The 22,534-nt window shown below is 70.8% G+C and carries 26 protein-coding genes; all 26 read right to left on the bottom strand.

Going from position 1 to position 22,534, the window contains the following annotated elements; genetic code table 11:
* Positions 1 to 23 precede the first annotated feature (23 nt).
* Positions 24 to 401, bottom strand: a complete 378-nt coding sequence (locus NMN56_RS39420; protein WP_274039017.1) for a hypothetical protein — start codon at positions 399 to 401, stop codon at positions 24 to 26.
* Positions 402 to 411: 10 nt separating this feature from the next.
* A complete protein-coding gene (locus NMN56_RS39415) occupies positions 412 to 897 on the bottom strand; it encodes a hypothetical protein (RefSeq protein WP_274039016.1) in 486 nt (161 codons plus the stop codon).
* Positions 894 to 1,736: a hypothetical protein gene (locus tag NMN56_RS39410; protein WP_274039015.1), complete on the bottom strand. Its 843-nt coding sequence runs from the start codon at positions 1,734 to 1,736 to the stop codon at positions 894 to 896. Before NMN56_RS39410 ends, NMN56_RS39415 begins: the two co-directional genes overlap by 4 nt.
* 10 nt (positions 1,737 to 1,746) lie before the next feature.
* On the bottom strand, positions 1,747 to 2,970 hold the full coding sequence (locus NMN56_RS39405) for a hypothetical protein (RefSeq protein ID WP_274039014.1): 1,224 nt from the start codon (positions 2,968 to 2,970) through the stop codon (positions 1,747 to 1,749).
* Between the two features lie 12 nt (positions 2,971 to 2,982).
* A complete protein-coding gene (locus NMN56_RS39400) occupies positions 2,983 to 3,648 on the bottom strand; it encodes a hypothetical protein (protein WP_274039013.1) in 666 nt (221 codons plus the stop codon).
* 10 nt (positions 3,649 to 3,658) lie between these two features.
* The gene (locus tag NMN56_RS39395; RefSeq protein ID WP_274039012.1) at positions 3,659 to 4,546 is read right to left on the bottom strand and encodes a hypothetical protein; all 888 of its coding nucleotides are present in this window, start codon (positions 4,544 to 4,546) and stop codon (positions 3,659 to 3,661) included.
* Between the two features lie 35 nt (positions 4,547 to 4,581).
* A complete protein-coding gene (locus NMN56_RS39390) occupies positions 4,582 to 6,342 on the bottom strand; it encodes a major capsid protein (RefSeq protein ID WP_274039011.1) in 1,761 nt (586 codons plus the stop codon).
* A gap of 185 nt (positions 6,343 to 6,527) precedes the next feature.
* Positions 6,528 to 9,419, bottom strand: a complete 2,892-nt coding sequence (locus NMN56_RS39385) for a hypothetical protein (protein WP_274039010.1) — start codon at positions 9,417 to 9,419, stop codon at positions 6,528 to 6,530.
* Entirely contained in the window at positions 9,394 to 11,187 is a 1,794-nt protein-coding gene (locus tag NMN56_RS39380; protein ID WP_274039009.1) for a hypothetical protein, read from the bottom strand. Before NMN56_RS39380 ends, NMN56_RS39385 begins: the two co-directional genes overlap by 26 nt.
* A gap of 53 nt (positions 11,188 to 11,240) precedes the next feature.
* A complete protein-coding gene (locus NMN56_RS39375; RefSeq protein WP_274039008.1) occupies positions 11,241 to 11,576 on the bottom strand; it encodes a DUF6085 family protein in 336 nt (111 codons plus the stop codon).
* Entirely contained in the window at positions 11,573 to 11,905 is a 333-nt protein-coding gene (locus NMN56_RS39370) for a DUF1360 domain-containing protein (protein ID WP_280842590.1), read from the bottom strand. The genes NMN56_RS39375 and NMN56_RS39370 overlap by 4 nt, the downstream gene beginning before the upstream one ends.
* A complete protein-coding gene (locus NMN56_RS39365) occupies positions 11,905 to 12,570 on the bottom strand; it encodes a glycosyltransferase family 2 protein (protein WP_274039007.1) in 666 nt (221 codons plus the stop codon). Before NMN56_RS39365 ends, NMN56_RS39370 begins: the two co-directional genes overlap by 1 nt.
* Positions 12,567 to 12,836 (bottom strand): hypothetical protein, encoded by a 270-nt coding sequence (locus NMN56_RS39360; RefSeq protein WP_274039006.1) that lies wholly within the window; start codon positions 12,834 to 12,836, stop codon positions 12,567 to 12,569. The genes NMN56_RS39365 and NMN56_RS39360 overlap by 4 nt, the downstream gene beginning before the upstream one ends.
* Positions 12,837 to 12,882: 46 nt before the next feature.
* Positions 12,883 to 14,250 (bottom strand): terminase large subunit domain-containing protein, encoded by a 1,368-nt coding sequence (locus NMN56_RS39355; protein WP_274039005.1) that lies wholly within the window; start codon positions 14,248 to 14,250, stop codon positions 12,883 to 12,885.
* A gap of 17 nt (positions 14,251 to 14,267) precedes the next feature.
* Complete coding sequence (locus tag NMN56_RS39350) at positions 14,268 to 14,873, bottom strand: glycosyltransferase family 2 protein (RefSeq protein ID WP_274039004.1); 606 nt, start codon at positions 14,871 to 14,873, stop codon at positions 14,268 to 14,270.
* A complete protein-coding gene (locus NMN56_RS39345) occupies positions 14,870 to 15,397 on the bottom strand; it encodes a class I SAM-dependent methyltransferase (RefSeq protein ID WP_274039003.1) in 528 nt (175 codons plus the stop codon). The genes NMN56_RS39350 and NMN56_RS39345 overlap by 4 nt, the downstream gene beginning before the upstream one ends.
* Complete coding sequence (locus NMN56_RS39340) at positions 15,397 to 16,053, bottom strand: glycosyltransferase family 2 protein (RefSeq protein WP_274039002.1); 657 nt, start codon at positions 16,051 to 16,053, stop codon at positions 15,397 to 15,399. Before NMN56_RS39340 ends, NMN56_RS39345 begins: the two co-directional genes overlap by 1 nt.
* Positions 16,050 to 17,057, bottom strand: coding sequence for a dTDP-glucose 4,6-dehydratase (locus NMN56_RS39335; RefSeq protein WP_274039001.1), 1,008 nt, complete (start codon positions 17,055 to 17,057; stop codon positions 16,050 to 16,052). Before NMN56_RS39335 ends, NMN56_RS39340 begins: the two co-directional genes overlap by 4 nt.
* Positions 17,058 to 17,077: 20 nt before the next feature.
* On the bottom strand, positions 17,078 to 17,641 hold the full coding sequence (locus tag NMN56_RS39330) for a hypothetical protein (RefSeq protein ID WP_274039000.1): 564 nt from the start codon (positions 17,639 to 17,641) through the stop codon (positions 17,078 to 17,080).
* Positions 17,642 to 17,672: 31 nt separating this feature from the next.
* Entirely contained in the window at positions 17,673 to 17,912 is a 240-nt protein-coding gene (locus NMN56_RS39325) for a hypothetical protein (protein WP_274038999.1), read from the bottom strand.
* Positions 17,909 to 18,322, bottom strand: a complete 414-nt coding sequence (locus NMN56_RS39320) for a hypothetical protein (RefSeq protein WP_274038998.1) — start codon at positions 18,320 to 18,322, stop codon at positions 17,909 to 17,911. Before NMN56_RS39320 ends, NMN56_RS39325 begins: the two co-directional genes overlap by 4 nt.
* 127 nt (positions 18,323 to 18,449) lie before the next feature.
* Positions 18,450 to 19,199, bottom strand: a complete 750-nt coding sequence (locus tag NMN56_RS39315; protein ID WP_274038997.1) for a hypothetical protein — start codon at positions 19,197 to 19,199, stop codon at positions 18,450 to 18,452.
* Positions 19,196 to 19,330, bottom strand: coding sequence for a hypothetical protein (locus NMN56_RS39310; RefSeq protein ID WP_274038996.1), 135 nt, complete (start codon positions 19,328 to 19,330; stop codon positions 19,196 to 19,198). The genes NMN56_RS39315 and NMN56_RS39310 overlap by 4 nt, the downstream gene beginning before the upstream one ends.
* On the bottom strand, positions 19,327 to 20,166 hold the full coding sequence (locus NMN56_RS39305) for a DNA-methyltransferase (RefSeq protein WP_274038995.1): 840 nt from the start codon (positions 20,164 to 20,166) through the stop codon (positions 19,327 to 19,329). The genes NMN56_RS39310 and NMN56_RS39305 overlap by 4 nt, the downstream gene beginning before the upstream one ends.
* Positions 20,163 to 20,603: a hypothetical protein gene (locus tag NMN56_RS39300; protein ID WP_274038994.1), complete on the bottom strand. Its 441-nt coding sequence runs from the start codon at positions 20,601 to 20,603 to the stop codon at positions 20,163 to 20,165. Before NMN56_RS39300 ends, NMN56_RS39305 begins: the two co-directional genes overlap by 4 nt.
* Positions 20,604 to 20,661: 58 nt before the next feature.
* A complete protein-coding gene (locus NMN56_RS39295; RefSeq protein WP_274038993.1) occupies positions 20,662 to 22,449 on the bottom strand; it encodes an AAA family ATPase in 1,788 nt (595 codons plus the stop codon).
* Between the last annotated feature and the right edge of the window lie 85 nt (positions 22,450 to 22,534).

Here is a 22,534-nt window from a genome sequence, read left to right as displayed (position 1 = left end):
CCCGGCTCAAGATCTTTCCGGAGCTAGATTGCGGTCCTCAGCGCCTTGGTCAGGAAGTCGTTGGGCCGCGTCCCCGGATGGTTCACGACCTTCGCGAACACCGTCCGACCGCCGACGTTGAACCGCAGCGCCTTCCGGCTCACAGGCCGGATGATGTGCGGAACCGTCCCGTTCACCACGTACACCGTGGCCGGGTGCCGAGACGTGATCGTGGCCGACAGCTCACCGCCACGGCGCCCGATGGCCGGCCCCGCGATCTGCGACGGCATGCTGCCCGGAGCGTCCCGCCGCGCCGATGCGGCAGCCCGGTCCGCACGGCGCCGCAGATCCCGGCCCACCATGCCCGTCGGCGAGCGCAGCATCCGATCTACCGCGCCCCAGTCGATCCGGATCTCCGCCATCGTCCTCTCCCTACAGCGCGACCGAGACGCGCAGCTCGGTTCCGACGCAGCCACCGGCCGGCCCCTGCGGAGTCTGCGGGCGGAGGAAGTAGTCGCGGATGTCTTCGTCCACCATGCCGACGAGCGCGGTGAGGACGGCGCAGCGCGTCTCGTACGCGTCGCGGGCCACGGCCTGGGCGGCGGCGTCGAGGGCGGCGACGGTGGGCGCCATGTCCTGGCCCTGTGGGGAGGGGGCGCACCGCGCGACCTGCACGATGATCTCCGCCGCCTCGTAGACGGGGTTGCAGTTGGCGGTGCGGGTGGTGGCCTCGTCGGGGAACTCGTCGGACCAGACGATGGGGCCGACGGACACGGCGAGGAGGCCGCAGTCGCACTCGTCCCAGGCGATGGCGCCGGGCACGACGCCGGACCGCTGGGGCTTGTCGGTGAGCGCATCGTGCACGGCGGCGCGGAGCCGCTCGGCGACCTCGTACCAGCGCAGCGGGCCATGGATCATGTGCCTGGTCTCCGTACTGTCGGCGCGTCCACTCGGTAGACCCGGGACCGTTGTCGCAGGTGTCCGGGGTTCCAGGTGGAGATGAACAAGTCGACGAGGTACAGCCCGGTGCGGCCCTTCTCGAAGAGGGCGCCCACGTCCGGGTAGGAGATGGTCACACCCTGCCGCGCGAGTTGCTGCACGCCGGGCGGGAGTCGGCAGTCACCGCCGTCAGCGGCACGGCCGATCTCGCACGCCAGCTCACCCATCGCCAGGGCGGCGCCGTCCGGGACAGCCTGCCCGTACGTGGCCGTGACCGACCACGTGCCGGGCCCGTCGTCAAGAGACAGGTCGTTGCAGCGCGGCCACGCCCCACCGTCCGTACGCACCACGATCCTGTTGTTGTCCAGCCGGTACGCCGAGGCGGGCAGGGCGGCACCGTCGATACGAATCTCGTCCACGGAGGAAACCGGAGCAGGGAGCACGAACTCCGGCACGCGCGAGCACGAGCAGCCTGACCCGCAGCCCCCGCACGCGAGGTTGACCCACAGGCCGCCGCCCAGCGCGGCCGAGGGCCACGAGCGGGCGGTCCACGGCGGCCCGGCGTCGTCGTACATGCGGCCGTCCCCGCAGTCGCGAGCGCACGGGCGGAGGGTGATCGAGCACAGGCCGAACTGGCGCCCGGTCAGGGCCCACAGGGTGGCAGTGGCCATGGAGACGGCGAGTCCGGTGATGGCTGGGTTGAGGGTGTCCACGTCGCACGTCCACCGGACGGGCCAGTCCGCGCACGGCCCGAAGTCCGCGCCCTCGCCGGGCGGGTAGCCCGACCCCGTGACGATGATCGGATTGATGACCGGCATAGCCCACCTTCTACTTGATCGCGGCCCAGAAGGCGGTGGCCGGCACATTGCTCCCGGGGACGATGCTGCTCGGCAGCGTGGTGAGTGCGGCTCCGTTCGACGCGAACCGCAGGGCGTCCGCAGTCAGGCCGCCGTTGAGAAACGCGGTCACTGCCGCCTGCCCCGAACTCCGGAAGACCTGCGGCAGGGTCGAGGCATTGAGGAGCAGCCCTACCCAGTAGAGAGCTCCAGCGCTGAGGGAGGCGACCAAGAGCGTCGTCTTGAGCCCGGTCGAAGTGAGGTCCCCGTCCACCCCGGCCTGTGCCAGCCGCACCCCCGACGAGTCGTACAGGCCCACCCAGTTCGCGCCCGCCGTCGGCGTCACCCCAGCGACCGACACACCCCAGTGCACGGAGGCCGAAGAGCCGGACGTGTTCGGCCGCAGCGCGACTAGGTGCAGCGCTCCGCCCGTCGGCATGGCCGCGCTGCTCGCGGTCGCCGGGTCGTACGCCCACGCCCGGTATCCGTAGTCGGACGGGCGGGGCCAACCCTCGGCGACGGCAAGGCGCGCGGTGTCCACGATGCCGTGCACGGCCGTCGTAGCCGCGCTGTGAGCCGCGACGGCGGAGTCGACGTTGGCACCGGTGGCGAGCGCGGCCGTGTTAGCGATCCCGTGCACCGCCGTCGTGTCCGCCGCGTGCGTGCCGAGCGCGGAAGCCGCCGTCGACTCGGCCGCCGACTGCGCGGCGGTCGCCTTGGACTGGGCGCCGCTCTGGGTCTCCAGCACGCCGGTATCTGGGATGCCGTGCACCGCCGTGGTGTCCACGGCATGGGCCGAAAGGGCACCCGCTGCGGCGGCCTCGGCGTCGGCCTGCGCCGCGTCCGCCTTCTGCTGCGCCCCTGCCTGGGTCTCCAGCGTCGCGGTGTCGGGGATGCCGTGGACGTTTGCGGTGGCGGCGTTGTGCGTGGCGACTGCTGTGGTGATGGCGGTCGTTGAGGCGGGGGCCGCACTGCCGAGCAGCAGCTCGAACGCCTCGGAGTCGAGGTGCAGCCAGTAGGCGCCCTCCTCAATGAAGAACGTCAGTCGGCCGTCAGCGTCTGTGTTGAGCGGGTTGGCCTGGAGCACCGTGCCGCTGGCGTCTGCCCACAGCGTCGTCTTGGTGTTGGTGTCGTGCTCGTAGACAACAGCCTGGACCCCGGCGGCGATGCTGCCGTCGGGGGTCCAGAACAGTTCGTCGTAGCGGACGATGGCCACGGCCAGGGGCCGCTATGCGGCGAGGGTCGTCGGGTCACACTGCGCGGACGGAGGCGGCGTGGTGGTGATGTTCCACAGCCAGTGCTCGTCGGTCTCCACGGTCTCGCCCGGCAGCCAGGAAGCGCCGACCGACGCGAGCCACCGATCGGAGGCGGCCCGCGTCTCCGAGGCCACCTCCAGCGTGCTCCTCGCGTTTTCGACGGTGTAGTTGCCGATCTTCGAGGCGCCTACGTTGGGCCACGCGTTGTAGATGTAGCGCTGCTGGCCACCGGAGTCACACGCACCGGACCCGGCCACCTGCTGCCATACCTCCAGGCTGTAGCGGTTGACGGGGTTGCCCTCCGCGACCGCAAAACCTGTCGTGGTGCCTCCGGCCAGCAGTGGGCGGGCGGAGGAGATGTAGGCAGTGCCTGCCGCGTTGACCTCACAGAACTGTGTCGTCAACTGCACGCGCTTCAGCGTCGGGTCGTCCTTCTGGTTCACGCACGGCGTGCCATCAGCGGTGCGCTCGAAGAACTCTTCGCCGTCCTCGTAGTCCGGTTCCTGCTGGACCTGCACGAAGCCCTTGCTGACGACGACGAGACCGGACGCGCCGGTCACCGGAATCCCGCAGAAATCCAGCGAGACGATCCTCAAATGAGTGCCCTTGATCGGCGTGGCACAGAACGAGGGGGCCATGGTCAAACTCCTATTCCGTGGGCACGCCGAGCTTGACGTGAGCAGCGAGAAGACAGCAGTCGTAAGCGATCACGTACGTCCGCTCGGCCAACATGCGGTACGTGTTCGAGGCGCGATCCAGGGACTCCCGCGGCTGGGAGACTCGCGGCTCCGAGCGGTATCCCCACACGCTGCCGGTCGCGTAGATCCAGGTGGTGCCCGCGGCCGGGGTGGCACCATCGGAGCCCGTTCCCGGGTAGCCGCTCCCGACCGCGAGCACGTTCCCCGCCGGGGTCACCAGACGCCCGCCGACCAGTCGGGCGAGGTTCCACGCGGCGAGGGTGGGCAGGGCGCTCCGGGGGATGTGGATGACGCCCTGTCCCGTATAGCAGTCCGCGAGTTCCTGTTCGAGGACGCCGAGGGCGGTGGCGATGTCGGCGGCGCCGGTGACAACCGGGCTGGCGGCGGACTGGAGGATGGCGTCCTGGCCGTCGAGGACTTCGGCGTCGGCGGCCAGGTGGGGGAAGACCACGTCTTGGCCACCGGCGGACCCGGTCCAGAACGCGGCCTCAAGCTGCTGCGCCTCGACGCGGGCGAGCGCGTCGGAGGCGACGGTGGCCGCGTCGGTCAGGCCGACCGTGGCGCAGTCGAATTCCGTTACGACGGTGAAGGGGGTGGCGCCGCGCAGGCGCTGCCCGAACGTCGCCGCCTTGGTGGCCGGGGCGGGCGGCGGGGTGCCGCCGCCGGTCTCGGTCAGGCACTCGTCGTAGGTCGTCGTGCCGCCGGGGCAGCGCTCGGACCAGGTGATGCCCTGCTGCCAGTGCGGTCCCTGTGCCGTCGGCTGTTGAGCGGCGTCCCACAGCCCGTGGGGCAGCGGGGTGACCGACGGACTGTCGACGATCTGGCGTGCTCCGGCCATCGGTCACCTCCTCTGCGTGCGGTGGCGGGTCATGGTCAGACGCGGACGGTGCCGGCGTGCAGGGCCGAGGTAGAGCCGTTGACGTTGAAGCCGACCCGGTAGCGCCTGCTTTCATGGCCGACCTTGGCGACGAGGTGGCACTCCTCGCTCCACGCCGCCGTGTGATCGTTTTCAGAGTTCAGGACGGAGTCGCGCACCACACCGAGGTCAAGCGACATGCCGTTGCCGTGGAGGAACGTGCCCGCCGCGTACAGGAGGAAGTCGACACTGGTCGGCCAGGCCGTCATCGCCGAGGCGTGCCCGAACTGGCTCGCGCCCCTGACCTGCCAGTCGTTGACCCACTGGGCGCGGATGTTGCGTGCCGAGAAATAGCCGTCGATCTGCACATTCGGCACATCCTGCAACTCGACGCCCGCCTTCCAGGCAAGGTCTGCGCGGATGACCTCACGCACCCAGAAGGGGATGACGAGTTCGAGCACGTCGGACTCGCACATGCCGTACCGCGCGCGGTAATCGGCAGCGGCGAGCCCGGCCGCGTTGTAGATACGGGGCGCGGCGCTGTCGGTAGCGGCACCGCCCGAGATGCTGATTGGCGAGGTGGACGCCTGGAGCATCAGCGCGATGAGGCGGGCGTTGATGACGTGCGCGTGCGCCGACATCAGCAGCTGAAGCATGTGCTGCGTCGCCTCGGGATAGGCGTCGTCGCTCAAGTTGCCGGCCGTCAGGCAGTATCCGTAGCACTCCAGCCGCTCCTCCTCGAAGGAGGGGCAAGGCACCCTGATACAGGGCTTGGTGGGTGAGCCGGTGACGGCGGCGATGTCGTCGGCCTCGGTCCACAGCCAGGGCTGGCTGGTGACGGAGAACTCGCTGGTGAATCCCGCGAAGGCGGTTCCGCCACCGAGCGCGTCGGCCAAGCTCGGGCTGACGGGGAACTGCACGCCGCCGCGGGTGACGCCGAAGGTCGGCAGGTCGATCAGCCCGTCCTCGCAGGCGATGTTGAAGAAGTCGTAGCGGATCTCGCTGGGTGCGCACCATCCGCCACCCGCGACGAGCGCGTCTTGCTTGTCCTTGCTGCGCAGGTAGTTGATCAGCTCGGACATCTGCGCCGGGCTGGTGCGGTCGTCGACCGAGTGCTCGAAGTCATTGCGTATGGAGGCGACCAGCTGGTGGTTCGGCGAGCCGGACGTGACCGGCATGCTCTTGGCCTTGCGTGCGACCACGTCGGACAGGGACGCCAGGGTGGTCAGCTCGCCACCATGGGCAACACCGGGGATGTCCACAGAGGCTGTGACGGCGAGGCGCTGCTCGGGCACTCGCGGAGTGGGCGCGTGCTGGGCGGTCTCGGCCAGGCTGGCGGTGGCGCGGCGGGCGAGGGCCTCCGGGTCGAAGCCGCTGCCGCGCTTCTCGCCCATCATGGCGATCATTCCGGCGGTCACGCCGCGGGCCGCGGCTACGGCGATGGACTCGGCGTCGACTGCCGGCGCGGCGGCGGGGTCGCCTGCGGCGGGGGTGGCCGGTCCATGCACGCGGGTCTGAAGTGAGGCGAGTTGGTCGGCGGCGCGGTTGCGGGCCAGTTCGGCTTCGCGCTCGGCGCGGGTGTCGCGCACGCTGAGTTCGGCGCGTATGCGGTCGAGGTCGTCGGTCAGCCGCATCGCGTACTGGAGGGTCTGGGGGTCGACGTCGTCGATGCCGCTGACGCGGTCGAACTCGGTGGTGCCTTGGGTCTCCAGCGCTCGCAGTTCGTCGTCTCCGACGAGGGTGAGATCGGCTGGGGCTGTGAAGAGTTCCTCCGGCACGGCGGCCTCCGAAAGGTAAGCGGATGGTGCGCCGCAGCCGACGCCACACAGCGTCAAAGTAGCACTAGCACTCGATCCGGTAAAGGTCAACAACCTTTACCGGATCGGTGAACCTAATGGTCAGCGCGTTCAGTTGGGCGCCTGGGGCGGCGGCGGGGGCTTCCGCTTATTGCATCCGCACACGTTTACTCACCTCCCTTGTGGACTCGGCCGCGCAGCATCTCCATCACCACACGCACCGCGTGACGCTCCTCCTCCTCTACCGACCGGCCCCAGGCCACCGACGGGCGACCGGCCGCGACGAGGGCCTGCTGCGCACCGCTGGCGACCCGGGCGCGCATCCGGGGCACCGGGAAGCCGGGCACGTTGACGGCCAGCAGTCCGACTAGGCGGAGTTGCCCGCCGATCCGGCGCCAGTCGCCCGATACCTGGCCGGCGGCCTGGAGTTCGTAGACCCGCAGCGGGTCAGCGCCAGGGCGTACGGCGCCGGCGACCCAGATGCCATGACGGTCGTTGCCCACCGCCACGTCCGCGACGGCCGCACCCGTGTTGTCGTAGTGCTCGGCGGCCGGAGCCGCGCCGTACGACAGCGGGGCATGCCCCGTCCCCACGGTGATCTGTCCGACCGCGACCCGTGTCCCGTCGTCGGTGAGGACCTCGCCCGTCATGTAGTACGGGTGCTCACCCTCACGCGGCGGTGAAACACACTGCCCTTCCTGCCCGATGTGGCAAGAGCCCCACTGCGCGGCGTGCCCGTAGATCCGCCCGGACTCGTCGATGGTGATGCCGGTCGGCACCGACAGACCCGGGTCGGAGAACCATGCGGCGGGTGGCCGCCACAGCTCTGCGGACGCGTGGAGTGCCGGTATCGACCGGCTCGGCTCGGCATCCTCACCCGCAGCGAGCACGCGCAGCTCGTCGGCGGTCACGGGGGTGCCGCCGGCCACGACCGCGCCTGCTTCGTCGGTGAGCGCGACATACGCCTCGGCGAACGCGGGGATATCCACCAACGTCGCGGCCCTGATCCGGCCGCCGTGGAAAACGATCTTCTCCGGCTGGGCGAAGAGCATCTCGAACAGGTCGCCGTCGCCGTCGCCGTCGCCTTCGGCCTCGCCCTCGTTGACCTCATCGGGCCAGACGAACTCGGTGTCCGCGTCGCCGATGCTGTCGGCGTCGATGGACACGCCCCGGATGAAGTCGCCCTTGATCAGGTCGTGTACGCGCTGCCCGTCCGGCTCAGCGAGGTTCAGGACACCAGAGCCCATGATCCGGCCCTCGTCCCGCCAGATCCGGTCGATGCGGCCGACGTTGACCGCGAGAGTGCGCGGCTCCCCTCCGTGGGAGTCCTCCTTGTTCCAGCGCAGCGGCACCGGCAGATCCGCCCACGTCAGCGCCTCCGGTGCGAACTCGCGTCCGTCGCCGGTCGTTACGCCCTCGACCGCGAGGACGCCCTCCCACGGCGCGGTCTCCCCGGTCATCGACAAGTCGTCCGGCTCGTCCTCGTCCGGCTTCTCCTCCTCGCCGTCCTCGGCCTTCAGCCCGACGATCTGCTTCTCCGCGTCGGAGCGCGAGGCGTGGCAGCCCTTCAGCTCCCCGCCCTCGTCGTCACCCTCGACCACCGCGAACGGCATGTCCGCCGCACAGTCCGGGTGGTCCTGCACGATGCTGTACGGCACGGTGTCCGCCTCCTTGGTCTGCTGCTGCGGCATTGTGGCCCCGGCTGCCACACCATCTGTTCCGGCGGCGTCCTCGTCCCACACCGCGACGACCGTGCCCCGGCACCGCGCACCGCCCAGACAGCCGGTGTAACCGCCGGCCGGGTACGCGGCCTGAGCTTTGGCGAGGGTGCTGTAGCTGGCGCCGTCGACTTTGTTGCACGGCTTGCACGAGTTGTCGTCCAAGATCTCCGTGGCCATGTACGTCGCAGGCGGAGCGACAGCGAGCACGGCGAACCGCCCCGCGTTCTGCGCTGCCGACATCGCCCCGCCCAGCTCCAGCCGCGTCGCCGCATCCGACAGACCCGCCAGATGCGCCTCAACGTCGTCGGCCACCGCCCCGGAGCCCCACACCCGCATCGCACGGCGCACGGCCGACTGCACCAGACCAACACCAAGGACCCGCGCGGTAGTCGCGGCGACCTGCCGCAGCCGGTCCCGGAACGCCGCTGCGGTGAGCGCCTCGTCATCGAGAGACCAGGCGGGCACAGTGACGCCCTGGGCTTCGGCCTCGGCCTGCTGCGCTCGGCCGGCCTCCTCGGCGTACGCCGTCAGCCGTGCGGTGAGGAGGTCGGCCCCGGGGGTGGTGTCGAGACTGAGCCGGGCGAGCTGGTCCAGGTCGTCGGCGGTGACGGCCGCGGTAACTGCGGCGGTGATCTCGGTCCGCTGGGCTGCCTCGATCTTCTGCCAGGCGTCGAGAGCGCCGTCGAGGGCCTCCTGCCATGCGGCATCCATCGCGGTGAAGTCGGTACGGGCGGCAAGCTCGTATGGTCGGGGCTGGCGCCGCAGGGATCCCGCCGCGGTGACGGCGCCGACCGTGAGGGGGACGTCGGTGTGATCCCCGCCGAACGCGAGCCGTACGCGGTCGAAGGTGACCGGGCCGAGCCGGGACTCCAGGGCGGCCAGGAGTGCAGGGTCGGCGGAGTACGCGGCACAGATATGCGCGGCCCACGGGGTGTGCTGCGCTGGGATCTCCGGGCCGTGCCGGTCCTCCAACGCCTCAGTGGCGAGGCTGTGAACCTCACCGAGCGTCGCACCAGCAGGCCCTTCACGCTCGTCGCCCACCGACCAGACCCAGCAGGGCTCATCTCCGCCCCCGTTCCAGTGGGCGGCGCCGAACACGCGGGCGGCGACGGCTGACAGTTCCACTGCTTCGACCCGGGCGCGGAGGCCAGCGGCCAGTTCGGCGCGCTGGTCCTCGCTCCAGTCGACGGCGTCGCCGAGGTAGTACAGCGTCAGGTGCAGCTCGTCGGCGGGCTCGCCGCCTTCGATGGCGAGCCGCGCGGCGTCCTCGCCGGTGGGTATGAGCGCGATCATCGCGCCCGTGTGCTCGCCTTCAGCGGCTGCTGTGAGCGTGGCCATTGAGCGCACTCCTGGTCTTGAGGTAGCTCGTCAGGTTCATGTGCGGGGCCGCGGCACCGATCGTCAGCCGCCCGAACGGGTCGAGCCTCAGCTCGTACGCGCCGCTCCTCCCGGGGCGCGGCAGGTCTGCCAGCGAGCGGGCCGCAGCGTGGGTGAAGGGGCACGAGTACAGGTGTGAGGCACAGCCCTTGGGGTGCAGCAGTTCAGGGCCCCCGTCCAGAGTGAAGCGCACGGCGTGCAGCGCCTTGGCCTGCTCGATCAGCCGCTCTGCGCGGGCTGTCGCGGCAGCGTCGGGCGGTGGCTCGTCGAGGGTGTCGGGCAGGCTGCGTTCGTTCTCGACGTGCTGGTCGTCGGATTCGGCGGCGGCTTCGGCTTCTTGTGGGGTGGAGGCGGCGACGGGGGTGATTGAGACCTCTTCGCCGATGAGCGCGGACAGCGCGCTGCCCGCACCGCTGGGCAGCGTCTTGATGATGATCTTCAGGGCCTGGGCCTTCAGGTCCTCGTCGGTCGGCTTGTCCGCCTCGTCGAAGCCCGTCTCGCGGCGGAGCGCGGCGCCGCCGACCTCCAGCCGGTCGTAGAGCTGGATAGCGTTGTCGGACCGGTCGGGGCGCAGCGTCAGCTCGGACATGTCATACCAGACGACCCACCGTTCGGGGTCCTCGACGCCGGAGGCGGCAAGCCTCGGCTGAAGGTAGCCGGTGGTGAGGGCCTGGCAGATGATCTCCGCTTCCGGAGCGATGTGCGTCTTGAGACTGGACTCTTCCAACTGCCAGGCGCCCCAGTGGTTCACGTCGCCCATGCCCAGCAGGATCTCGGCGGGGATGTTGAGCTGGGTGGCGAGCCGCTTGATCGCCGACTCCCGCTTCTCCAAGATCTTCTCGTCGAGCTTCAGCGTGAAGTCGATGTGCTTGACCTTGTCGATGTACTCGCCGGGCATCCGGAGCGGAATGGGCACCACTGACGCGGCCGTGCCGGGCGTACGGATCGCCTCCGCCGCGATCTCGATGAACTCGGCCATGAACGGGTCCGGGGCGTCCTCGAACTCGGGGCGAGTGGGGAAGGTGACCTCGTCGGGGAACGCCACCACCCCGGCGGACGCCAACCGGCTCAGGTACTGGGACAAGATGTGCCTGTTCACCAGCTCCAGCTCGCGCATCGTCCCCCGCGCCGCACGGGCCGGGCTATCCGCCAGGTAGGAATACCGTTTGTGCGGGCGCCACACGCGGGTCACTAGCGCGTCCCCGAGAGGGCGCCACTTTCCCCCGTTGTTCGCGGCGGTCTCGTCCATGACTTCGAAGTGGCCCCGCGCGGCACGGATTTCATCGGTGGAGCGGACTGACCAGCGCTCGACTCCAGAGGCGGTCTCGCCAACGAGATAGCCCTCGCCGGGCACCGCGAGCTGGGAGGCGAGCCCGGACATGAGGGTGGCCTGTCCGGCGACGCCTCCGCCGAGGGTGGTCATCATCTCGACGGCGGCGCCGGCCTCCTGGCGTACCGGCTCGTCCTCGCCCGGCTCCAGCTTCGCGGCGTAGAGGCGGACGCGGGAGAGCATGGCGCTGACCCATTCGACGCCGTAGCGGAACTCGCCGAGGTCGTCGTAGAACTGCCACGCCTCGTGCTGCCAACCGTCGGTGCTGCGGAGGAGTTCGGAGCGGGGTTGGGGGACGGTCGCGGCGGATGCGGTCAGCGCTTGGGGTTCGTCGGCGGAGGGTGTGACTGTGGGCAGCCGTGGCCGTCGGCCGATGCCGAGGGCGTGGTACCAGGCCATGAGGGCTCTCCTGTCCGCGAGTTGCGGTCAGGGTAGGGACGCACGCCGGGTGATCATTCCGGAGACAGGCGCTCGATGTCCCACGCGTTCGGCAGCCGCGATACCCGATATCGACCGGGCGCCACCGGCGGCCTGTTGAAGCTCGCGCACCACTCGTGCAGCTCGCACTCCATCAGCGCGTCGCCCAGGCGCTCGCGCAGCGGGTGCCGGATGGTGAACCCGGTCTCTCTGAACTCCACGAGGTGCTCGGTCTCGCTGTCATCGAGCAGCGTGGTGACGGCGTCGGGCTGGGGGCAGTTGAGCTTGCGGCAGGTGACGCAGCCGCCTTCGCCGAGCATCAGGGTCTCGCCGCACCCCATCGGGCAGTGCCCGGCGACGGAGGTGCTCACGCCCACTCCTGCGCGGCGAGCAGTGCTCCGCCTGCCCACACCGCGAGCCACACCAGCAGCGGCACCGGCAGCCCGCCCGTGGCCCACACCCCGCCCGTCACGCCGAGCGCCACCCAGCCCGACGCACACCACGGGCACGACACCAGGTCCGCGAGCCACTGCGGCACCCAGCGGGACCGGTAGACGGGCACGTCCTCATCGGGCCCGGTCCAGCCTCCAGCGAGCCGGTGCCGGGCCCACAGCACTGGCGGGAAGGTGTCGTCTACGACCAAGCGTGTGGCCCGATACGTGGCGAGGGCCATCACGAGGAGCAGCAGCCAGAGCGGCATCAGAGGGAACCTCCGTTGATCCAGACCGACTTCTGATGGGTCGTCGCAACCCGGGTATCCACGTGGACCGGGGCCCCTGAGCGCGCGAGTCGTAGGCAGAACGACAGGTCTTCGCCGACCAGCGTGCCCGCGCCGTCGAGGACCGGATCGAACCACGCCCCCGCCTCGCCCCGTTCCAGAGCCGAGCGGTGGACCAGCAGGCACGCCGCCCCCGTGCCAGCCACGCGCACCAGCCCAGACGGAACCGGCCCCTCCCACTCGGTGAACACGCCCGCCTCGTCGGCCCAGCCGTGCAGCGTTGGCACCACCCGCGTGGTGTAGCCGCCCATGTCGTCGGGCTCTTCCTCCAGCACACCCCAGCAGAGGGCTCCGACGACGGGCCGCACATCGGGGTCGGCGGAGGCCAGCAGCGCGGGCAGCGTGTCGGGGCGGAAGCCCATGTCGGTGTCCACGAGCCAGAGCCAGTCGCCGTCGCCTGCGAGGAACGCGGCGGCGGCCTGGTTGCGGGCGTCGGCGATCCCGGCCGGGCGGAAGCGTACGGGCAGGAGTCCGGCGACGAGTGGCTCGTCCGATCTGCGGTCGTGGTCCATGGCGAGGAACAGCGACTGCATGAACGTGTGCTGCACCCAGCCGGGGTGTACGTAGCTGATGACGACGCCGCTCACGCTGAGGGCTCCCGTGTCTCACCAGGCGGGGTCCACCCCAGCTTGCGCAACGCGTCCTCCATCCCGGCCGGCAACTCCACCTGTGCCTCACCGTCCACGACCACCTCCCGCGCCATCAGCTCCACGGTCACCGTGGGCACGATGTCGAAGGCCGTGGACATGTCGACGGAGCGGACGCCGGGCAGCGGTTCGCCGTCGATGCGTACCTCGGTGCCGGGGCTGCTCATAGTGGCGATACCGGTGGTGACGTGAATCCTGGAGATCACGGGCGGGCTCCTCGCTGCGGGCTGATGCGCGTGAGCGTAGGCCCGTTCAGCGCCGTCGAGTTCCGGCGATCTGACGGCGGGCGAGGTCCCCGCCCAGCGAGCCCTGCCCGCTGCTCGTGGCGCGGGCGAGCTTGTTGTGCCACGCCGTCCACACCATCGCGTCAAGCCGGTCCGGGGACCAGCCGATCTCCGGGTACCAGGTGCAGAGCTGGTCCTCCAACTGCTCGAACACCCCGGCATGGTGCCAACGCCCCTGCGCAGTCAGGGCGCTGACGGGCTGCGCACGGATGGCCTTGCCCCGCGTCGCGGTCACCTGCCGCACCGGGATGTCCACGCCGAGCGCGTCCGCCGCCGCCCGGATCGTCGCAGTGGCCATGGCCCCGCCGTAGTTCGTCTCCACGCAGATGTCGTCCGCCTCCCAGTCGATCGCGGCCTGCACCGTCCTCCGGCCCCAGCCGTCGGGTGGGAGGTGGCACGTGCGATCGTCCAGGACATACCCGTGGTGCTGTGGGCGGCCGCCGTCACCCGGCAGGATCAGCCCCGACTTGCCCGCGACGACGATGCCCTGCTCCCCGGCCCCGCCGCTGGGATCGACGCCGACCGTCGTACGGATCAAGTCCGGTACAGCGTCGGCCTGGACACGTGCCTCGCGGATCATCTGGTGGTTCCACAGGGCGTTCTCATCCTCGTCGAGGAGGATGCCGTGCAGTTCCTGGTCGCCGAGCTGCGTCCCGCTGTACGTGTCCTCGATGGCCTGCCGGATGTGCTCGGGGAGGTGCGGGTTGTCGTACATCGTGGCGTGCGTACGCTCAACGCCCGCGATCTTTCCGGCGGTCAGGTCACGGATCAAGGGCTTCGGCTTCGGCGTGGTCGAGGCGACCCAGTGCGGGCGGCGCCCGGAGCGCAGACCGAACCGCATCTGATCCCACGCCGCACTCAAGTACCGCCAAGCGGCCAGCTCCTCCATCCACACCAAGCAGGTGTTGCCGCCGGCGCGAAGCCGCTCGACGTCCTCCGGGCTGTTCGCGCCGTAGAGCTTGGCCTGCGAGCCGTTGGCCCAGCGGACGACCGTGCCGCCCGGGGCGGACACCGGGCCCGTCGCGGTCGGGTCGTGGGCCCGGATGCCGGACGGGCCGGTGACGCACGCCATGACCGCGTCCCCCTGCGTCGGCGCGATGATCCCCACCCAGTGCGGGACGGGGCCGGGGAGGCACGGCGGTCCGGCGACGTGCCGCGCGACGTACGAGGCGCACGCGTCCGTTTTGCCAGCCCCTCGGCCCGCGAGGAGCAGCCATCCGTACCAGTCGTCGCGGGGTGGGATCTGGTGCGGGAGCGGGGACCAGCGCGGGGGTTTGAGGAGCGTGTCGAGCGCGGCGGCGGCGCGCCGGGCGATCTGTTGCTCCTCGGTGGTCATGGTCGGAGTGTGAGGGCTCAGGGGGTGCGGGCGTCTCCGCGACCGGGGCGCCCGCTGCTGTTCTGCGGTCCGTGGTGCCAGGTCCAGGTGCGCGCGGGGTGGTGGACGATGCGGGCTCCCGCCGCGAGGCACCCGAGCGTGAAGTGCCAGTCCTCGCCCCCCGTGTTGCCATCGGGCGGGGGTGGCCCGGCCGCTACGTCGGTGAACCCCACCTGCCGGGCGAGATCGGTACGGACGAGGATCGTGATCGTTGTCTGGTGTGGGGCTGCGTCGTCCCACGGGCGACCGAAGAACATCGGGAACGGATCCACCCCGCCGGCCACCCGGAACCAGGGGTACACGTAGTCGGCGTGCTCGCGCTCGGCGCAGGCGAGGAGCTGCTCCAGGTGCGTGTAGTCCATCTCGTCATCGGAGTCGAGGAACGCCATCCACTCCGTCGTGACCATCTCCAGGCCACGCTGACGCGTACGAGCCGCACCCTGGCACTGCTCATCCTCGACGGTGACCAGCGCGTTGGGGACGGTCTGGAGGCTCACGGAGTCCATGGCCCGATAGAGCATGCCGTTCTCGGCACGAGCCGGGTGGTAGGGGATGACGACGGATACCTGCGGCCCGCTGCTCACGTAGGGATCACCCGCTGGGCCCGCGCGTACGCATCCCCCGGTACCGCCTGGTACGTCACCACCACGATCTCGAACAGGGGCCCCAGCGTGGCGTTCAGAGCGAGGGGCGGCACGTTGCGGTACCACTCGCCAGCCGCTGGCTGGGGCGCCCCGGCGGCGCCGTGCGGCGGCCGGCCGTCCGACGCGCACGTCACCAGCAGCAGCTCCGGCCCGCCTCGGACGAGAGCCTGGGCACACGTCGCCAACAGCAGAGGCCACCGCTCGACGTGCTCCAACACCTCGGTGCACACCACCACATCGAACTGCGGGGCGTGGGCGGGCCAGGGGGTGGTGCAGTCGTGGAGCAGGTCGACGCCGGGGCCGGGTTCGATGTCGCAGCCGGTCCATTCGGCGGCGGGGAGCAGGGCTCGTATCGAGCCGTTGATGTTCCGGCCGCCGAGGTCGAGCACGCGCCAGGGGGCGTCGGGCGTGAGGCCGGAGTCGGCCAGCATGCGGGCGAGTCCCGCGTGGGCTTCGGGGTGCATCAGTGCGGCGCCTGCTGCCACTTGGTGATGAACGTGGCCCGGTCCCGACCAGCCTGCCCGGCCAGTTCGGGGAACGCCGTGGTGTAACCGTTGGGTGCGCGGTGCTCGACCGCACAGCCGGGCACCAGCGCGGCCCCGCCGGCGGTGCGGGCTCGCCAGTCGAGGTCGTCGTCGCCGTACCACCACACGAGGGTCTCGTCGGCGCGGAGTTGGGTCTCGCCGCGGAGCATCCATGCGTAGCCGGTGATGCGGTGTTCGAGTGGGACGGGGGCTGCCTCGGTGTGCAGCCGCGCTTCGTTGTCGTGCTGGCTGGGGTAGGCGAGTGCGGCGCCGGTGGAGCGCAGCGCAGCGGCCAGGGAGATCGCGAGGTTGGGCGGGGCGATGATGTCGTCGTTGACCACCAGCGCGTTCCAACGCGGCGCGCGGACCCGCTGCGCCTCGTGCTCGACGGCGGCCAGGCCGAGGTTCCACCAGCGGGAGATGTTGCGGTCGGTGCCGGTGTCCTCGACGGTGACCGTGCCCGGCACACCGGACTCGCGGAGCGGGCCGTTGGCAACGACGACGATCCCGTCGACCTGACCGGACAGCGAGGAGAGGCAGTCGGCCAGGTACGGCCGGCCGTCACTCGGGATCACGGCCCACGTTGGGGCGTTCACGCTGCCAACCACGCGGGGCGTGCGGTGTACCAGTCGACGATGTCGGCGAGGGTCTCCTCCAGTGGCCGGGCTGGCTTCCATCCGTGGTCGGTGAGCTTCTCCCCGTCGAGGGCGTAGCGCAGGTCGTGGCCGGGCCGCGAGCTGTGGAAGGACTCCAGCTCGTACTTCAGCGGCCGGCCGAGGAGCCCCGCTATGGTCTGGGCGATCTCCAGGTTGGAGCGCTCTTCGCCGACGACGTGGAACATCGAGGGGCGGTCGGTGTCCGGGTACATGGCCGGGGTCACGGTGGTGAGGAGGTGGAGCCAGGCGGCGCCGAACTCGCGGGCGTCGATCCAGTGCCTGCTCCCGGGCACGCCCTCTGGGGAGGCGTGGATGGTCACGGTTTCTCCGGCGAGGATCTTCCGGATGACGGTGGGGACGAACTTCTCCCCGGACTGGCGGGGGGCGATCAGGTTCATGGTGCGCGTGAGGACGACGGGCACCCCGTAGGTGCGCCACCACGCGGTCGCTAGCGCGGACTGCGCCGCCTTCGACGCGCTGTAGGGGTTCGAGGGGAGGACGGTGTCCCATTCGCGGTGCGCGTAGCCGCCGTATGCCGGGCCGTACTCCTCGTCGGTGCCCATGTGCAGCAGCATCCGGGGCTTCACCTGGCGGGCCAGGTCGAGGATGTTCAGCATCAGCTCGACGTTGTTCCGCACGAAGGGGGCCGGGTCGGTGATGGACCGGTCGACGTGGGACTCGGATGCGATGTTGAGGATGGCGTCCACGGGTCCGATGTCGGCGGCGAGCGTCTCCGGGACGGGGCAGGCAAGGTCGTGCATGAAGGTGACGACCCGCTCGGCGTCGGCCGCGCCGACCGAGTCGAGGGCGTCGGCGAGACGCTGGCTGTTGCCGTGGTGGCGCAGGGTCCACGGCACGACGACCTCGGCGGTGGTGTGCTCCAGCAGGTGGGCGAGGACGTGGGAGCCGACGAAGCCGGCGGCGCCGGTGAGGAGGATCCGCATGGCCGGGATCGTGGCACCGTTCAGTCGTTGGTCGTTCCGGAGCTGTCGCCGCTGGTCAGCAGGCGCTGTTGTGCGGCGCCGAGGGCGGCCATGCGCTGGTCTTGGTCGAGGCCGAGGACATCGAGGGCGGCGGACAGGGCGTCGGCGACGAGCTGCCCTTCCATGTCGAGGCGGCGTTCGAGGGCGACCATGACGCCGGCGTCGACCGCGGCCTTCGCAGTGCGTGCCGCGAGGGTCCGCTCCAGGCGGGACTCCTTCAGCCACGGCGCGACATCCTTGGGCGGCTTGAGCGGATCACCCCCGCCCTCGACGTGCTCACGCATGGCCTCGCGGATGATCGTGTCAACCCACGCGACCCGCCCCGCGGCGACCTCGACCAGACTGATCAGCGCCTCGTGCGGGGTGATGCCCTGTTCGGCTGCGGCTTCGTGCGCCATGTCCCATATCTCCTCTACGTGGCGTTCTGCTCCGTGGTGCCAGACGCAGGAGCCGTAGCCGGGGTGGCTGGTGCTGCGCCCTGCGGGTTGGGAGCAGTAGCGGCCGTTGCGTTGCCGTGCGGGGCATCGCGGGACGGTGATCGTCATGGTCGGATTGTGGCCTCGTGCGTAGCGATGATCACTCCGGATGCGGGTGGGGACGGTGCCGTTCCTCGACGGTCTGCCGGGTGCGGGAGATCGACCGCTTCGCTTCGTCGGGGTCGACACCCACGCGGACGAGCGCGGCGGTGAGGAACTCATCGATGTGGTGGTCGAGTCGGGTGTCGCGGCCGGGGAGGGCTTGCTGTGCTGCTGTCCAGGTGGCTTCGAGTTCGTCGAGGACGGTTATCGGGTCAGGAGCCTGGGCGTGATCGGTCATGTCGGGTCCTGCTGGTTGATGGCGCGGGCGACGGTGAGGGCGTGGCGGAGGTCTTCGGCCATGGCCGCGTCCTCGCGGACATCGAGGCCGGTCCAGCTCTCCAGCCAGGCGGCGAGCGCGGCGCCGACGGCCGGGCCCATGGCGGCGGCGTACTCGGCGTGCTGGCTGTGCATGTACGACGGCTGGTGCAGCCTGCCGCCGCGTAGCAGGAGCGGCCAGGAGATGCGGCGACCGTCGTCGCGGGTGAGGTAGTCGCCGTAGAGGAAGCGACGGCTGTCATCGTCGCGGGCGGACTGGACTGGTTCGGTGTTCCAGCGAGCGGTGGGGGTGCCGTCGGAGTTGGTGCTTGCGGCGGCTGCGAGGGTGCGCAGCTTCTCGGCTGCGGTGCGGATCTCGTCGGCGGGGGTCATCGGTGGTCCCTTCGTTGGCGGTTGAGGCGTCGTAGTGCGCGGTCGGGGTCTCGTCGCCACCAGCGCCACACCTCGGCGCAGATGGCGACGGGCAGCCAGCCGAGGGCGACGAGTGGGCCGAGGACGCTCAGCACGGGGGTCTGCCAGCGCGGGCGTGCGCGGCGTCCGCATCGGCCAGCTCCGTCTCGACAGCGGCGCGCAGCAGCCCGCGTTCGGCCGGGAGCAGGACACCGCGCTGCATGCGGGAGAGGAGCACGGCGAGCTGCTCGCGGCGCTGTGCGCCCGCCTCGGAGTTGGCATGTGCGGGTGTCCATTTGGCGCCGCATGCGCAGTCGGGCGGCTCCTCGGCGCCGGCGCAGGCGACGACGTTGACGGGACGGTGCTCGGCGAGCACGGCGGCCCGGTCGACCACTCTGAACTCTTGTGCGCCCGTCTGCGGGCCTGTGGGGGTGCTGGAGGTCTCCGTGTCCGCCTGTGCCGCAATGGGGCCGTCAGGTGCCCGTGTGGCCTGCGTGGTGGGTGTGGTGGGCCAGTTGGTGGCGACTGCTGATGCGACGGCGGCGATGTTGCGGGGGTCGTCGATGACGAGGCTGGTGCCCTCGGTGCGGCACTGGTCCCAGATCGCGGTGGCCAGTGCCTCCATGAGTGGGTCGCCGTCTACGAAGGGTGTGGTGGCGAGGGCGTTGGCGATCCGGGCGAGTGTGGCCGGCGAGGGGCCGAGCTGGCGGCCCATGTACGCGCCGACGGCGAGGGTGATGGCGGCGACGAGGTCATCAGTGCCGCGCGGGTCGCCGAGGCGTACGGGCGTGGCATGCACAGCCTGGGCGATGACGTTGGCGAGGGGTGTCAGTACGGACAGGTCGGGCTCGGTGTTCATCGGCCCTCACCCGCCTGCTGCTCGCCGTCGGGCGGCTGGTGTTCGTGGAGGCATTCGCCGTCGTGGTCGTAGAGGTGGCGGACACAGCGGCCGTAGAGCGCGTCGGTGTGCGCGCAGCGGCGGGCGGTCACGCGATGCCGTCCAGGTCGAGGATGCCCTGTGCGAAGCGGTTGCGGGCGAGGTCGTGGTAATCGGCGTTGAGGTCGATGCCGACGTACTGGCGGCCGAGCTGCCGGGCCGCCGCGCCGGTCGTACCGGACCCGCTGAACGGGTCGAGGACGATCCCGCCGGGTTTGCAGCCGGCCTTGATGCAGCGCAGCGGCAGCTCGATCGGGAACGGCGCGACGTGGCCGCCGGACTCACGGCCCCGGTCGGGGGACATCGTCCACACGTCCGTCGCGGCCGTGTCGCTGCGCTCGTACCCGTAGCGGGGGCCGCGGGTCAGCAGGTAGATCCGCTCGGTGGTACGGGCAGGTCGATCTCGGGCAGTGGGCTCGGGGGCAGCATCCGGACGGCGCCAGATGATCTCTGAGCGGAGCGTCCACCAGTCGTCTTGCAGCGCGAGAGCGACCCGGGCCGGGACCATCAGCAGCGACTTGCGAGGCACGCCCATCCCGGCGCGGTCCAGGGGGCGGACGGCCCCCCACCGGCGGGCCCGCTGCCGTCTGTCCACGCCTACCGGCGCACCCTTGCCGCTGTAGTAGCTGTCGCCCACGTTGAGCCACAGCGTCCCGTCGTCGGCGAGGACACGGCGGGCCTCCGCGAACACTGCCCGCAGCCGCTCGACGTACTCGGCCGGGGTGGGCTCCAGCCCGTACTGGCCGGGCGTGCCGTAGTCGCGGAGCCCGTAGTACGGCGGGCTGGTGACGATGCAGTCGACCGCGCCATCGGGCAGCGTGCGGAGCACGTCGAGCGCGTCACCGAGGAGCAGGGTGACGTGATCGTCGTGGTAGTAGGGCTCGGTCATCGGGTCGACTCCTCGCTGGTGACGGGCACGATGCGGATGCCGTACCAGCGCACGTGCCGCCGCTCCCTCATCTCCTCCCGCAGCGCCTCGGCACGCTCCTGCATGGGCGCCGCGCCCGGCACGTCGTGCACGGTCTGGGCGTAGTCCGGCACATCCAGGTGGTAGGCGCGCCGTGACGTGTAGCCACGCACGGACAGTGCCTCGACGGTGGGGCTGGGGCTGGTGTCGGTCACGGCGGCGTTCCAGGCAGCGGTGCGCGCCTGGTGGACGTTGCGCTTCCGCTGGCGGGTGCCGCTGTGGCTGGTGCACAGGACGCCGGCGGGCGAGCCGCAGCCGTCCGGCGCGGGCGGGCAGGCGATGGCGATCTGCGGAAGGGCGGCGGCGGGCGGTTCGGGAGCGGGCCGCGCGGTGTGGGTGGTGCCGGTCTGGTCGGGCATCGGGTGTCCTCTCGTGCGTGCGGTTCGGGGGTGAACCGGGTCTGGGCCGGGCGCGGTTCTACGGGCCGGGCTCGGGTGGTGGGTAGCTGCCTGTGGTGGGGTCGCAGCCGATGTGGGTGTCGTGGCCGCGGGATGCCCAGTCGGGGTCGAGGGTGGTTTCGCACACGGTGCAGAGGGGCTTTTCGGGGTGTACCTGTTCCGGCGTTCCCCTTCCGTTCCCCCTCTTCGAGGGGGGAACGGTAGGAACGGGGGGTGTTCCTGATCTTTCCGGGACGTTTCCGGGAAACGTTTGACCTGGGGTTTCTTCCGTTCCGGGGTGCGTTCCGGGAAACGTTTCCGGGAAACGTGGTCCGGAACGGTCTGCGGAACGGTTTCCGGAAACGTCGATACCGGGCATTTCGGTCCGCGCTTTGCGGCGCCGGACAGCCTCGGCGATCTTGTCGCTGCCGCCGGGTATCTGCCGCTCGGCGAGCGCCTGCCGCACCACCCTGTTCCCCGCCCCATCCGGGATCCCAGCGGCGTCCAGAGACGCGACGATGTGCTCGACCGTGCCGGGCACCGCGGCGAGCCCGCTGGTGGGCTCGTCCTCCCACGTCATCAGCACGTGCTGGGTGCCGCCTGCCCGCCAGGCGTCGCCGTCGCGCAGGGCCCGGCGCAGGATCGTGAAGTGATCCGCGCCGATACCGGTACGGGTGTGGGTCCGCTTGAGGACGAGCGTCCCGCCGCCTTGCCCAGACAACTCCCACACGTGATCCACGTCCTGGGTCTTGGCGCTGCTGCCGCGTCCGCCGCGGGTGCTGTCCTTCCCGAAGTGGTCCAGGCGTACGGACGCGATCCCCGCGCGCTTCAGCGGCAGCAGCGTGTGCCGGTACAGGGCGAGCCAGGTGTCGGAGGAGTTCTCCTCGCCGGAGATGAACCGCGAGACGGTGTCGAGCACGACGACCTGTGCGCCTGCCGTCTGGGCGAGGGCGAGGAGGTCCGCGCCGCCAGCGGCGGTGTCCAGGGGGCGGATATGGGGGAAGGACGCGTAGCGCAGCAGGCCCATGGTCTCGGGCCCGGCGCCGTAGGAGCGGAACCGTTCCTGGATCTGCTCCTGCCCGTTCTCGGCGTCCACGTACAGCACCGGGATCGGGTCCTGCGGCTTGTCGCCGAGGAAGGACTGGCCGGTGGCCATGCGCCAGCACCACTCCTGCGTGAACAGGGACTTGCCCGCCTTGCCGTCGCCGATGAGGGTGATCTGCTGGCCGGGGGCCAGGAGACGGCCGGGCAGGAGCTGGACGGTGTCGAAGTCGGTGGCGAAGAAGCTGGGCCAGTCCAGCAGCGCGGTGGTCAGGTGGCCGGGGTCGGCGGTGGTGCGGGCGGTCTCGGTGCGCTGGAACTCGGCGTGCATCTGGTCGAGGACGTCGGCTTGCTCGCCGCGTAGTACGGCGGCGTGGACGCGGGTGGCGTGTTCCTGGTGGCGGCGCAGGCGGGCGGTGTTGGCGACCTGCTCGGCGAAGGCGCCGGCCATGCTCGCGGTGATGGTCTCGCGGGAGAGGGCGTCGATGAGCCGTCCACCGTCGACTCCGCGGAGGCGTTTGGTCTTGCCGATCTCGGCTTTGACGGTGACGGGGTGGAGGTCCCGCCCGCTGGCGATCATGCCGCCGACGGTGTCCCAGATCAGTTGGTGGGCCGGGAGGTAGATGTCGTCCCGAGTGATGATCTCGGCGCAGTCGGCGTACGCCTGGGCGGAGAACATGATGACCCCGGTCATGAGCGCTTCGGCTTCGACGTCGCGGGGGGTGGGCCGGGTCAGGGGGTCCTCGTCCGCCGGGGCGTGCGGCGTTCTGTGGCGGACGTGCTCCACGGGGTCTCCCAATGGTTAAAAGAGGACGGCGGTGGGCGGTTGGCATCGGTGTTCGGCGAGGTGGGGGTGGGGGCAGTTGGGTGGG

This window comes from Streptomyces iconiensis (assembly GCF_028657195.3).
Classification (GTDB): Bacteria; Actinomycetota; Actinomycetes; order Streptomycetales; family Streptomycetaceae; genus Streptomyces; species Streptomyces iconiensis.
Note: the sequence above shows the minus strand (reverse complement) of the source record. Positions and strands in the feature narration are given on the sequence as shown.